10 protein-coding genes are annotated in these 14,062 nt (G+C 50.1%); all 10 read right to left on the bottom strand.

From position 1 onward, the window contains the following. Positions 1–113 precede the first annotated feature (113 nt). Complete coding sequence (gene hisD, locus B7991_RS03505) at positions 114–1,403, bottom strand: histidinol dehydrogenase (RefSeq protein WP_014544877.1); 1,290 nt, start codon at positions 1,401–1,403, stop codon at positions 114–116. A gap of 71 nt (positions 1,404–1,474) precedes the next feature. Next, complete coding sequence (gene cimA / locus B7991_RS03500; protein WP_088629612.1) at positions 1,475–3,082, bottom strand: citramalate synthase; 1,608 nt, start codon at positions 3,080–3,082, stop codon at positions 1,475–1,477. A 124-nt stretch (positions 3,083–3,206) separates the two neighbouring features. After that, positions 3,207–4,322 (bottom strand): hypothetical protein, encoded by a 1,116-nt coding sequence (locus tag B7991_RS03495; protein ID WP_014544875.1) that lies wholly within the window; start codon positions 4,320–4,322, stop codon positions 3,207–3,209. Positions 4,323–4,338: 16 nt separating this feature from the next. Beyond that, positions 4,339–5,796: a hypothetical protein gene (locus B7991_RS03490; RefSeq protein WP_254917830.1), complete on the bottom strand. Its 1,458-nt coding sequence runs from the start codon at positions 5,794–5,796 to the stop codon at positions 4,339–4,341. Positions 5,797–5,962: 166 nt separating this feature from the next. Next, positions 5,963–6,574, bottom strand: a complete 612-nt coding sequence (gene slyD, locus B7991_RS03485; RefSeq protein ID WP_088629610.1) for a peptidylprolyl isomerase — start codon at positions 6,572–6,574, stop codon at positions 5,963–5,965. 89 nt (positions 6,575–6,663) lie between these two features. Next, entirely contained in the window at positions 6,664–8,139 is a 1,476-nt protein-coding gene (nadE, locus tag B7991_RS03480) for an NAD(+) synthase (protein WP_088629609.1), read from the bottom strand. Between the two features lie 154 nt (positions 8,140–8,293). Next, a complete protein-coding gene (locus tag B7991_RS03475; RefSeq protein ID WP_254917829.1) occupies positions 8,294–9,673 on the bottom strand; it encodes a hypothetical protein in 1,380 nt (459 codons plus the stop codon). 257 nt (positions 9,674–9,930) lie between these two features. Beyond that, positions 9,931–10,797: an NAD(P)-dependent oxidoreductase gene (locus B7991_RS03470; protein ID WP_176421749.1), complete on the bottom strand. Its 867-nt coding sequence runs from the start codon at positions 10,795–10,797 to the stop codon at positions 9,931–9,933. 1 nt (position 10,798) lies between these two features. Beyond that, positions 10,799–12,262 carry a DnaA/Hda family protein gene (locus B7991_RS03465; protein WP_088629606.1) on the bottom strand — a complete coding sequence of 488 codons (1,464 nt, stop codon included), beginning with the start codon at positions 12,260–12,262 and terminating at the stop codon, positions 10,799–10,801. A gap of 426 nt (positions 12,263–12,688) precedes the next feature. Beyond that, positions 12,689–14,059: a chloride channel protein gene (locus tag B7991_RS03460; protein WP_088629605.1), complete on the bottom strand. Its 1,371-nt coding sequence runs from the start codon at positions 14,057–14,059 to the stop codon at positions 12,689–12,691. Between the last annotated feature and the right edge of the window lie 3 nt (positions 14,060–14,062).

Below are 14,062 nucleotides of genomic sequence, written 5' to 3'. Positions count from 1 at the left end.
AGAACTGTGTAAGGAGATTCCGGCTCGGAGGCCGGAATGACATCACTGCCGGGAGATGCCCGCTTACTTCGACTGCGCTCAGCACAGGCTCCGGCGGGCATGACAATTCACAATTACAGTCTCTTGAGAACTGCGGCGGCGTGGTGGATGAAGCCTTCTTCATTAGCCACGACAGCGATTGCCTTTGCGTTCTTCTTGATAGCCTTTTCGCTATACTTGATGATGCTCATGCGCTTGAGGAAGTCATAAACACCGAGCGGGCTGAAGAAGCGACCCGTGCCGTTCGTGGGGAGAACGTGGTTGGGGCCTGCAAAGTAGTCGCCCACCGGTTCAGAAGACCACGGACCGATAAACACGGCACCCGCATTTTCAATCTGGGCGGCCATAGATTCGGCTTCGTCGGTCATGATTTCCATGTGTTCCGGAGCAATGGCGTTCGCAATCGCCACACCGTCGAACCAGTCCTTCACAACGAGGATGCGACCGAAGTTGTCGAGCACCTTTTGGAGCAATTCGCGTTTGGGAGAATTTTCCACCTGGATATCGACGCATTCGCTAATCATCTGTGCGGTTTCCATGTTGTCCGTAATGCAGATGGCGGCTTCAAAGCCAGAACCGTGTTCCGCCTGGCTCAAGAGGTCAGCAGCGACAAAGTCCGGATCGCAGGTGTTGTCTGCAAGCACGAGCACTTCGGACGGGCCTGCCACCATGTCAATATCGACAATGCCAAAAACTTCCTTCTTCGCGACTGCGGCAAAGACGTTACCCGGGCCCACAATCTTGTCGACACGTTCCACGACGACCTTGCCCTTGCCATCCTTGGCACCGTAAGCGAGCATACCGATAGCCTGAGCGCCACCGATGTGGTAAACTTCGGTAATGCCGAGTTCGCAAAGCACAAAAGCCACAGCGCGGTTGATTTCGCCCTTGATCGGAGTCACGACAACGATGTCCTTGACGCCAGCAACAATGGCCGGAACCGCATTCATAATGACCGTGCTCGGGTAAATGCCAGCACCACCAGGAACATAAAGGCCCACGCGTTTCATCGGGCGGATACGCTGACCGAGAACCACGCCGTCCTTCCCTTCCATGAGCCAAGAATCTTCCATCTGGTTCACGTGGAAATCGCGAACATTCTTGATAGCCTGCTTAAGTGCGCGCTGCATTTCGGGCGGGCACTTGGCGGCAGACTTCTTGATTTCGGCTTCGGACACGCGGAGGTTCTTACCCTTGAGGCCATCGAACTTCTGAGCGTATTCCACAGCCTTGGCATAACCGCCGTTCTTGATGTCGGCGAGAATGTCCATGACCTTGTCGTGAATTTCCTTGCTCGGAGCAACTTCACGACCACAAATTCTGTCAATCTCTTGAGACTTCGGAGTGACTTTTACGATTTTCATTTTAACAGACCTTCTATTTTTTAAACTCTAAAACCCAGCGCGGTTTGGCAAATTGTCACGGTTCAGCTATTTTACACAGACGCCACATCCAAATGCTTGTATGCATTCGGGATAACGTTGTCTTCAAGCAAAATCTTGTACGTAAGGCCATCGACAAAAGCAGTCCAACAGGCCTCAATGATGTTGCTCGAAACGCCGACCATGTTCCAGTAGCCGTGTTCATCGCCAAACGTCGTCCACACGCGAACCGTTGCATCGGATGCCACATTGGAACCGAGCACGCGCACCTTGAAGTCGTCCAGGCGCACACTTTCCATGCACGGAAAGAACGGCAAAAGCGCCTTACGGAGAGCGGCATCAAGAGCGTTCACCGGACCGTCACCTTCGCTCACCTGGTGGCTAATCTTGTCGCCCACCTGGAGTTTGACCGTAGCCTGCGACACAGAAACACCCTGCGGCGTCTTGTCTTCAATCACGCGGTAGTTGAGCACCTTGAACGGTTCCTTGACCATTCCCAAGTGGCGGTAGACCAAGAGCTTAAAGCTCGCTTCGGCGGAGTCGAAATGCCAGCCCGCATTTTCGCGTTCCTTGATTTCCTTGAGGAGGCTTGCCACCACCGGATCCTTCTTGTCGATGCCCGGCTTGATGGCCTTGAGCTTTTCGACAACGAGAGAACCACCGGCCTGGTCGCTTGTCACGAACACGCGGTCGTTACCCACCGTATGCGGGTCGATATGTTCAAAACTGCGGCTGACCTTCATGACGCCATCGATATGAGCACCGCCCTTATGGGCAAATGCGGCATCGCCCACGTACGGGGCATGCACGTCGCTCGGCAAGTTCACAATTTGGTCGATATTGCCGCTCAGCTGACGCAAGTGAGAGAGCTTCTTTGCAGCCGTAAAATCGCAGTCCATCTTGAACTTCAAATCGGCAGCAATTGTCGTGAGGTTTGCGTTACCGCAGCGTTCGCCGTAGCCATTCACCACGCCCTGCACCATGATACAGCCCGCCTTCACAGCGTAAATCGAGTTTGCCACGGCAAGTCCACTGTCATTATGCACGTGGATGCCAAGCGGCGTCGAAATTCTAGTCTGAACCTTCTTTACGATTTCTTCGATTTCCCACGGCATCGTTCCGCCGTTCGTATCGCAAAGCACGATGCAATCGGCATGGCCAAGTTCAGCCGCCTTGAGCGTTTCGAGCGCGTATTCCGGATTAGCCTTATAGCCATCGAAGAAATGTTCCGCATCGTAAATCACCTCTTCGGAATGTTCCTTGAGATATGCGACAGAAGACTCGATCATGTCGAGGTTTTCTTCGAGAGTCGTGCGGATAACATCCGTCACATGCAAATCCCAGCTCTTGCCGAAAATCGTCTTGACAGGAGCTTCGGACTTGATGAGCGCCTGCAAAAGCGGGTCGTTCTCGGGCAAAATTCCCGGACGACGCGTAGAACCAAATGCGGCAATCTTTGCATGCTTGAGCTTTACGTCCTTGATGAGCTTGAAAAATTCCTCATCGGTCGGATTGCTGGGGTTCGGCCAACCGCCTTCAATATAGTCAAATCCAAAGTGGTCCAAAATTCGAGCGATCTGGACTTTATCAGCTAAGGAGAGACTTATTTTACGGTCTTGGTTACCGTCACGGAGCGTTGTATCGTATAAAAGGACTTTCATGTGGGTAAAAATAGAAATTTATAAAAATGGCGATGCCGGAATAAATCCGGCATGACAGCATAATGAGCTATGTCAGAACAAATCCTGCATGACAGCTTAATACGCGAAAAGCGACAAGTAGTCGTTATTCGCGATCGTCGAGGGGTTCGGCGTCTTCGGGTTCTTCAACAGTCCATTCGCGGATGTGCTTTGCAAGTTCAGTTGCTCCAGCGCGTTCCACCTCATCCGAAATCGCATTCAGCTCAGAGGCCTCAAGGCCCGGCAAATCACGTTCGTAATGATTCACGTAGCTTTCGAGCAATTCGAACTTCTTGAGATTTGCAAGGAGCATCATCAAGCTCGTATCGCACTTACCACTATCGCGGTACTTGATGTGATCGAATAAAAGCTTGTCGACGCCAGCGTCGTCCTTGAGCATACAGAGTCTCGAAAGGTTCATGACCTTCGGGTAGCATTCGTACAAACGCGTGGCGTACTTGAGGCAATCCGTCTTGCGGCCTTCGCGGTCAGCAATGGCGGCCTGCAAATCGAGGAACGCTTCTTCGTCTTCGGCACCCGGATCTTTCACATCGCCAAGCCACTGCTTTGCCATAGAAATGTTGCCAGCGACAAAGTAGGAGTTTGCAATGTCGATGAGCGTTGCATTGCTCTTGTCCGGATCCTTGTAAAGCGAAGCCTTCGCAAAGTTTTCAGTATCCTTGATGGCATCCGCCATATCGCAAATCGCATCGAGAACGTCTTCGCGATTTTCAAGTTCAGTCGCATCGATCACGCCTAGAAGTTCTTCAATCAAAGCCTTTGCGCGCTGCACCGGCATCACGTCTTCAATCGAGAGGAAAACGACCTCGCGACCTTCCCCACCCACGTGGCGCACAGCCAAATCGTGAATCAGGTCCGCAATGTAATCCTTGTCGTCATAAGTCTTCGCGACTTCGATAAAGAACGTTCCGGCATCGTAGAACAAGTCGTTCCACGTATCCATTTCTTCGTCATCAGCCTTGAATGCCAAGAAATCGCAGCGAAGCGTCCATGCCAAAAGTTCAAGCTGGAGCTTCACATCCTTGATTTTTTCAATATCGTCAAGACCGTTCGCAATCGCCTCGTACAGTTCGTCCGGACGGTGCAACAAACGGCTTTGTCCGTTCACAATTTCGCAAAGAGTCTTGCGAAGACGGTCTTCTTTACCACGAAAAGCCGCCTCAGCAGAAGGCGACTTCCAAAATTTTTTCTTTTTAGCCATGTTCTAAATGTAGAAATTACTTAATCCAGCTAAAAGACGGATAGCCGTTAAACTTGGTCGGATCGATGGTCCAAACACTGCCGGCGCCGTTCAATGTAGCCACAAACGTAGCAGCCTTCATATCGGCAGTCGTAACGCCCGTCGGGATGGCGATGCCAAACGGAGCATCACCACCAAAGACCTGGCAGCCTTCACCAACCGTCGAATCATAAAAGACTTTTGTCAAGGTGATTGTCGATTTGCCACTGCCGGCCACGGTTCCTGCATAGTTTTCATTAGGAATCGTTCCTGCATTATAGCTCGATTCGACATTGGACTGGCCATCAATAATGCCTGCAAGACCGCCCAAATTGGAAGCCTGCCCAGCCAATTCACCTTGGTTGAACACATTCTTTGCCGTAGAGTTTTTCAAGCTACCGAAAACGCCACCAGTTGCCATTGCCTTCTTTACAGAGACCTTCCCTGCATTGAAAACTTCATTGACAACAGAATTGTTCGAGGTTTCCGCAAAGACACCTGCAACATTGCTCATCGCGCCTTCATCGGCGGTAACAGCACCATAATTGCCAACGTGATCAGCCTTAGTCGATGAAAGGGAGGCGATAACACCAGCGACATTCGAAGTTCCTGTCACGTTACCGTAATTCAGCAAATCACGAACAAAGCCAACGTTTTCAGCAGCAGCTTCATTTTTACTTGTAGTGGCAAAAGCACCAGCAACACCACCTACAGTGGACTTACCCGTGACATCAGCTTTATTCACCACATTATCAAATGAACCATCTTGCAAGCGGCCAACAACACCACCCACAGAATTTTCGCCCTTTACAATACCGGAGACTGCAACATTAGCCACACTGACATTCGAAGCTTCACCGACTAAGCCGCCTACGCGGTCCTTTCCGCTAATTTCGATATCTTCAAGAACGCAGTTTTCTACGATCGTCGAATCCATCTTTCCGGCAAGGACACCTGCATTTGTGCCGACGTTCATCTTGGCGCCCTTAAGCACAACATTACTGATGCGAGCTCCACGGGTCAAGCCAAATAGACCGCTATAGCTAGCCGTATCGCTGATAGTCAAGCCTGAAATTGTTTTGGAACTACCGTCATAAGAACCGCTAAAGGAGCGATTTCCATACCCATAGGCATTCTTTCCAAAAATGCCAATCGGCTTCCATGCTTTTGTAAGCGCAATATCTGCGGTCTGTTTAAAATACATGCCCCTAAAGGTCATTGCAGAATCGCTTACATAGAACTCGATGGATGCAAGTTGCTGTTCATTGGTAACAAGGAACGGATCTTCAGCTGTTCCGCTACCACTCCAGACATCCGAAAAATCTCGAGTTAGCTTGACCTCTTTCTCGTTTTCTGGAATAGAGTCAAGCGGGGGCTGCTGTTCTTCAGGTTTTTCACTTTCAGGCGCTGTAGTTGCAAACGATGAATTATCATCACTACAGGCAAAAAGAAACATTGGCAACGCTGCCACAGATAAAATTTTCGCAAAACGCATATCCAACCTCTGGTGTAAATTGCCACACTCCTCGATTTAAATTAAATAAAAAAAGACCGGAACGTACGTCCGGTTCCAGTCTTTTTTCACATTTTTTAAGGGAAATCAGCGAGCCTCGCCCAAAGCCTTACTTACCGTGGTGTTCAGCGTGGTGTTCGCAGCCGCAGCCGCCGTTACCATCGCAATTTTCCTTGTTGCCATGGCCACCGCATTCGCATTCGTGGCCTTCTTCGCCGCACTTGCATTCATGGTCTTCGCCGTCGTGACCACCGCAGCAGCAGTGATGTTCAAACGGCTTGAGGTCTTCTTCTGTTGCTTCACGGACAGTGACAACTTCAATAGCAAAGTTGAGATTCTTGCCAGCAAGTTCGTGGTTTGCATCGATGATAGCCGTCTTTTCGCTAACAGACTTGATGCGAATCGGCATCGGGCCATTCGGAGTCTGGGCATAGAACATCATGCCGGCTTCGACATGATCGACACCCTGGAAAACGTTCAGCGGAACTTCCTGGGTCATGCGTTCATCGTATTCGCCGTAACCTTCAGCCGGAATGACGACAACATCAAACTTGTCGCCCACATCGTGACCGACCATGGCCTTTTCGAGGCCCGGAACGATCATGTGCATGCCCTGAATGTACTGGAGCGGTTCGCGACCTTCCGAAGAATCGATCACGGCACCTTCGTCGGACTTGAGGGTGTAATGCATCTGGACGACTGTTTTTTCTGCAATTTTCATAAATATCCTTTAGAATCGCGAGTCAAACCCGCGGTTGAACTATGAGCCGCAAATGTAGAAAAATTAAGAATTAGGATTTCGGAGCGATCTTAGCAGCTCATCTGGCTTTCGCGGTATTCGCCGCCGAAGGCATGCCCACTTACAGAGAGTATCGGCGGGAACTGGATGCGCTTAGCCAAGGCAAGTCCCTTGAACCTACGGTACCAGAACCGCATGTCCTCGAGAGCCGCTTCGACCGTCGGGAGTTTCGACTTGAAGTAAGCTGCATCTACGCCGAGCGTTTCGCAAAGCGTCCCTTCCACCGCAAGCCTTTCGGTATGCGCAAGGCTCACGCCCTTCTCGACCCACATGGCAAAGAGCTTGTCGTGGTATGGGTAAAGGATCGGGTCGCCCTTGCCTTCATCGACGTTCATCGCTTCGGAGAGTTCCGCACTCGCCGGAATATCGATCGAAGCCTTCGGGATGATTTCTGAATCACGGTTAATGTAACGAGCAAGCGCATAGACCTGCGTTTTCCACAAGTCTCCAAGAGCGCACATCACGCCGCAAGTGTCACCGTACAGAGTGCAGTAACCGACCATCGCCTCGCTCTTGTTGCCGTTGCAAGTCACACCAGCGCCAACAACAGAAGCCACCGTTGAAAGGATCGATGCAGAGCGCGTCCTCGCCTGCAAGTTCTCGTGGTTGATCCCTGCAATTTTCATCACGGTGTCGTTGCGCACAAAGGAGCAACGTTCCAGCGTGTGGCAAACAGATTCAATAATGTCCGAAATTGGAGCGACCATGTACGGCGTTCCAAGGTTCTCGGCCAAGTCACGAGCCGCATTCTTTGTCGTATCCGAATTGAAGCGCGTCGGCATGTTCACGAGATACACGTTCTGCGGTCCAATCGCTTCGGCATAAAGCGCAGCAGAAACAGCACTATCAATGCCACCGCTTGCGCCAATGACCATGCGCGAGATATGGAACATCTTCAAGTTTTCGCGGATCATGAATACAAGCGCATCGTGAATTTCGGCGATTTCGCTCGTGTACGGTTTTGAAGAATCCGCATAAACTTGCACATTGCCATCGACAAATTCGACCACCGCTCCGGCCTCGCTAAAGAGAGGCATTTCAAAGACGATTTTTCCATCGCAGTCAAACACACGGCTGCCGCCAGCAAGCGCATAGATGTTCTTACCGGTATTGTCAGTCCCAACACCGTTCAGGCAAATGACCGGCATCGCACAATCCTTCGCCAAGTGCGAAAGTTCCTTGTTCTCGACTTCGCGACGGCCAACCACATAAAAGTCACTGCCATGGGTCACATGGGCCACATTCAAAAGTGGCGTATCGTCAAGCACGTCACCGCACAAGAAGAACGGCATGTTGCCCGCATACTTGCGGATTTCGGCCCAGTCTACAGGGAGAGCCTTGTTCGAAGGCCCCGTCAAAGCATTTCGTGGAAACACAACGCAATCTACTTCGGCAGCCTTAGCGCGATCAAAAGCGGCCTTCATCGTTTGCATATTTGCCGAGACATTGCCCGGCAAAATCTTCATCTGTACCACATAAAGTTTCATTTGGATATCCTCTGCTCTAGAAAATAAAAAAATGCACCGCCCATGAGCGATGCACTTTTTTAAATGCACTATAAAATGCAAGTTGGCAGAACTTAGTTAGCAGAGCTTAGAGAGACGAGCAATGTTCTAAGTTCTAAGTTCTAAGTTCTAACTACTACTCGTACTGCGGAGCATCGAAAGAGGTCGGGATTTTCGGCGTATCCGTATCATTATGAATGAACGAGAATCCGCTAATTTTGTTGGTTGCTTTATCGATCGGTCCCGTCTGGAGCTGTCCATGGAGGCTCGATGTGCACTTATCCGGATGCAAGCACCCCTTATTGCGCATCATCATGTGGTAACCATAGATTTCCCAGACGCCATTCTTGGCCTCAACATTCTTGTTGCCTTCAAATGCTGAAAGTTCGTAGGTACCATCAGCCTTGAGCGTGAATTCCCAATCGATACCATCTTTCTTAGCTTGCCATTCGCCGACAAAATCGCTAGCCTTTTCGTATTCATATTCGCTAGCTTCGACGTTGCAGTTCATTGTCGCACCATCTGAAGCAATAGTGTTGTCCGTTCCGACAGAATAGGCATACATCGAATAAACAGGCTTGCTGAAATATGCAGGGCGCATCAACAACGTGCTACGCTGGATGTCATAATGCCCGCCGATCCAGTAAGCAAGCTTTTTGCCCGCCGTAACGTCAACGATATACGAATTGTCGAAGAACGTAAATGTTCTCGTCGTATCGCCATCGGTGCATTCGAAAATTTTGTCCTGAATGTCGGCAGCCTTGGAAACCTTGCCCTTTGTCACAGCGACGCTAGCCTTTACAGCTTCGTTATAATCTTTCGATCCATTGACAGAATACTTGACAACGTCATCCTTATCGACAATGAACGAAAGCGTGAAACCGTCCTTGGACTTGAGTTTTTCCAAAATCTTTTTAACAGCATCCGTTTCTGCATACTGCTTGCCAACATTGTCATCAGTGAATTTAATTTCGCCATTTGCAAAATCCGTATAAGTCACAAGCCACATTTCATCTGGAATGCGGAGAGCGATAAGGCCCTGCTTACTGCCGGTCGACAGGTAAACTGTCTGATCAAAAATCTTGAGTTCATAGTTCTTTTCGAGGTCTGCAAGCTTTGCTGCACGGGCCCCTTTCGGCGCGTCCGCAGAAGACGAAGATTCCGGCTCTTCAGCGCTCGAAGAGGACTTGTCATCATCCTTGGAATCAGAAGACTTTTCATCATCCTTTGCAGAGCTAGAAGAGCTCTTTTCGTCCTTGGAATCGGAAGACTTGTCATCACCCTTCTTAGAAGAGGAGGACTTGTCATTATCCTTTGAATCAGAAGACTTCTTATCATTGGATTTCGACGAAGAGGACTTTTCGTCGCATTCATCGGAATCGCAATCATCTTCTTCGGAAGAAGATGATACTTCTTCTTGGTTATTCTTTGGAGAAGAAGGGCTATCGTCGTCTCCGCAAGCAGCAAAGAGGAAAGCCGAGGAAACTAAAAGAGCAAGTAACTTTTTCTTATTCATACATATTAATATAATCTATTTAGTCCAATTTGGACCAATAAATGTTTACAAATTACACAGTAAACAAGCAAAAAACGCTCAAAAACGCCAAATTTTCGAGAAAATGTATTATATGGAGATGCCCGACTGTCATCCCGGACTTGTTGCGCAAGCGCAACACCCTTCGGCTCAACCATGCCAAAATGCAAGCATTTTGTCGCGGCACTCGCCTCGTATGTTTTTCCGGGACGGGCATGACAATTCCTAATTCTTAATTACTAAAAAGGGCAACCCGGATGGTAGTCGAGGTCGCATTCGGCATCTTCGATGGACGGGGCAGCATCGTACAAAAATCCAGCCAAAGCCTGCTCGGCAGACACGCGCTTGCCGCCAATCCAGTTTTTCAGGACGGCAAGTCGTTTGGAAATCCACCACGGGAGCGGAACCATCAGGTGATGCATCCCGGCGTCAGTCAGCACATGCTTAGCCATCTCCGCCATCGTCATAACCGTCGAGCCCGCAAGGGCGTAAGTCTTCCCCACCGCACTTTTCATAAGCCCAGCCACAGCAATACCCTTGACCAAGTCCACACTGCAAACCGGACGTTTGAGACATTTGCCACCCCCCGGCATAAAATAGAGCGGGAACTTTTTTACATAATCGCGGAACATGTTGAACTCGACACCGCCCCCATCGCCAATCACAAGCGTCGGGCGCACAATCGTCCAGTCAAGTCCGGAGGCATGCACCAAAGCCTCGCCCTTCTTTTTGCTTTCGCCATAAGGCGTAAGCACTGGGTACGTCACGGAAATGCTAGAAACATAAAGGAATCGCCGCACACCAGCAAGTTTGCAAGCCTCAATAACATTGCGGGTTCCCCACGTATTCACGTGTTCAAAAGCACCGCGTTTTGTCGATAAAAGAATTGCCGCCAAGTGATAGACGACATCGACGTTTTCGAACGCATCTCGGATAGAATCAAAATCAGTCACATCGCCATAACGGACGTCCACCTCGCTCGGTAAGGACTTCGCCAAAGAATCGCCCGGAAGCGTCAAGACGCGGACACACACTCCCCGTGCTATTAGTTCCCGGCACAACGCCTTCCCTACGACGCCGGCGCCACCCGTTAAAAGAGCAATCATGCTAGGCTTCCAGCATATAACGGATATCTTGAACGCGCCTTGCGAGGGACGCATCCGTTTCCATCTGCTTTTTGAGGGAATTTATGGCGGCGATTACAGTGGCATAGTCCCTGCAGAACATCGCACCGATATTCTGGAGCGAATCGGTCGTGAGTTCGCGGCAAAGGAACATCGCCACCTTGCGGGGCATAGAAATTGCGGCAGACTGGCGCTTGGACGAGAGTTCACAGACTTCGACTCGGTAATCCATAGCCACCGCTTCAATAATGTTCTTGGCTGTGAGTTCCACATGGCCGCCATGTTCCGACGGTGCCACGAGGCGCTTCACGCCATTCAAGTTCAAATCAGCCTTGCAGAACATGTTCATCGCGCCAAGGAAGTTCAAGAGACCTTCAATCAGGCGAACGTTCTTACGCGGCTGCATCGAGAGGTAGCGGCAAATTTCTTCGCGGTCAGCCTTTGCAAACGGCAAGTCCTCGGACTTCTTGCTAATCAAGTTCATGCGGGTTGCAAGGTCCGGTTCATCAATGCCCACAGCCACACAGGAGGCAAGCGGAGCAAGGAGTTTCTTGGAAATACTCGGAATCGAAGATCTCGAAGAACCGCGGGATTCGTTATCCGTATCGACCACCCTAAACAAGTTCGGATGGCGGTCGCAAGAAATCACGACCTGCTTGCCTTCGGCGCGCAAATGCTTAATCAGAATAGCAAGGCGGTCTTGCGTCCAGAGGCCCTTTTCCAAGAGCTGCACATCGTCGAGCAAAAGCACATCGCAAAGCTCATAGCGTTCGCGGAACTTTTCTGCAAGTTCACGCACATTGCCCGTCTTGTTGTGGAGAGCAGAAGCCATAGCCGTTGCATCACGCAAAAAGTCATAAGCGTGGCAATAGACAATGGAAGCTTCTGGACGGCTCTTCTGGATTTTTGCGGCAATGGACTGCAACAAGTGCGTCTTGCCAAGGCCACTTTCGCCATAGACAAAAAGCGGATTCAAAGCCGGGTCACCCGGATTTTCAGCAACAGCCTGGCATGCGCGGAAAGCCGTGGAATTGCACTCCCCTTCGACAAAGTTTTCAAAAGTATAGCGTGCATAAAGCGCTAAAGGCTGCTTCGGGCGCTTAACTTCGGCTTTCTTTTTCTCGGGACGTGGAATAACCGGCATCGTGAGCTTGATTTCGGGAATTGGATCCGAAGGAGCAATCTGACGAATGCGATAATCAACAAATTCACTACCAAATACAGCTGTAAAGGACTTGCGCAATAAATCGCCATAGTGGGAATTCACCCAGTTCTCGCGAAGCTCGTCGGGAACAGTGAGCAAGGCATAGCCATTGCACATTCCCTCATAACCAAGAGCGTCGAGAATGACGGCACCAAAAAAGTCCTTACATTCCGAACGCACGCGATCGAGCACCTGTTGCCAGGGCGACTCTGCAATATCCAACAAAGAAACAGTATTTTCCACGATCTAAAAAACCAATCCAAAGTATAAAAGAGCAAGCAAAAAATAAGAAACGAATCCCGAACCACAAGCACCCCAACTATTTTTTTTTCGAAATCCCTATTTTTCGCTCAAAAATGGCAAAAAATTTTTAGAAACAATTTTTATCACACTTTTTCCAGTTTACACCACCCTTACGAACGTATGTGCAACAAAATTATCACTTATTATTAGCACAAGTTATCAACAGGTATTTTTTCAAACATCCCTTGACAAGAATTTTCTTACTTTAAGCATACAAAATATTATACAAATGGCGAAATTTGCTCAAAAACGCCACTTTTTTGCATTATAAAAAATGTAACTTGGTGAAAATCAACAAGTTACGTGCAAGCTACAAATACAAAATTTTGGGATTTTTTAAGGTTTTCCATAAACCTAAAACAAACGCTATTCCTTAGCGATTTTATCGTACGCCTGGATGAGCTCGCGGTCCATGTCACGTCGGTGCGCCGGGGACGCAAACTTGTTGAGCACCTGGCTCTTGTAAATCGTCCAGTTGCGCGAGAAGGCAATGTGCATCACGGATGCAATCAGAAGCCCCGGCAGTAAACTATAGCTACCTGTCATTTCGCAGACCATCACGACGCCTGCAATCGGAGCCTTCGCAGCCCCCGCAAAGAACGACGCCATCCCGACGAGAATGAACATTTCGGGCATGCGGATAACTCCCGGGAACGCAAGTTCGCATATTCCTGCAAACATAGCGCCAATAACCCCACCAATAAATAGCGATGGTCCAAAGACACCCCCGGAACCGCCCGAACCGACCGTAAGCGCGGTCGCCACAATCTTTGCAAGCACGATACCGAGCAAGAGCAAAACGCCCCACAGCGAATGCGGCACAAGCCCCGCCATTAGGTTGTCAATAAAATCAAAGCCGCCACCCGAAACTTCCGGGTACGCAAAAACCAACAGAGAAATGAACGCGCCACCCAACGCAGGCTTGAGCCATACAGGGATTTCCCACTTGCTGAAACGGCGCTCCGACTCGTAGTAAAAACGCACGTACAGATACGAGAATGGAAAACACAGCACGCCAAGAAGCGCACATGCCAAAAGCTCCACGCCGCCCGTAAACGGGAACGCAGGCACGCCACCGATCAAAGGAGAAGTCCCCACAAACGCTACGTAAACCGCAAATGACACCACCGAGGATACGATAGAAGTCGCAAAAGCGTTCGATTCAAAGTCCTCACGGTAAAGCATTTCGACCGATGTGAGCGCTCCCGCGAGCGGAGCCTTGAAAATAGCACCAAGCCCAGCCGCCGTGCCCGCCAGCAAGAACTGTCCACGCATCATGCGCGGCATCTTAAAAAACTTGCAAATCGTGGATGCAATGCCAGAGCCAATCTGCGAAATCGGTCCCTCGTACCCCGCCGAGCCACCCGTCGCAAGCGTGATAATACTAGCAAAGAACTTGACCGGAGCCACGCGCGCACGAACGTTCCCGCCCTGATGATGGAATGAATAAATCATCTTGTCGGTGCCCTGCCCCGCCGTCTCTGGTGCATGCGCCACCTTGTGGATGAAAAGCCCGACAACAAGTCCGCCAATCGCAGGCACCGCAGCAAAAGCGTACCACGGCAAAAGTCCAAGCGTCCACGGCATGCGAACCCAATCCACCGCGTGGTCAAGCCCCCAATGGAACGCGACCGCGACAAGCCCCGTCACAAAACCGATTACAGCGGCAAGCCCAAGCTTTGGCAAGTAACCGTTCACCACGAGGAGTTTCGCTATTGTACGATGAATCCGCTTCACAGG

Source organism: Fibrobacter sp. UWB3, from assembly GCF_002210405.1.
Taxonomy (GTDB): Bacteria; Fibrobacterota; Fibrobacteria; order Fibrobacterales; family Fibrobacteraceae; genus Fibrobacter.
Note: the sequence above shows the minus strand (reverse complement) of the source record. Positions and strands in the feature narration are given on the sequence as shown.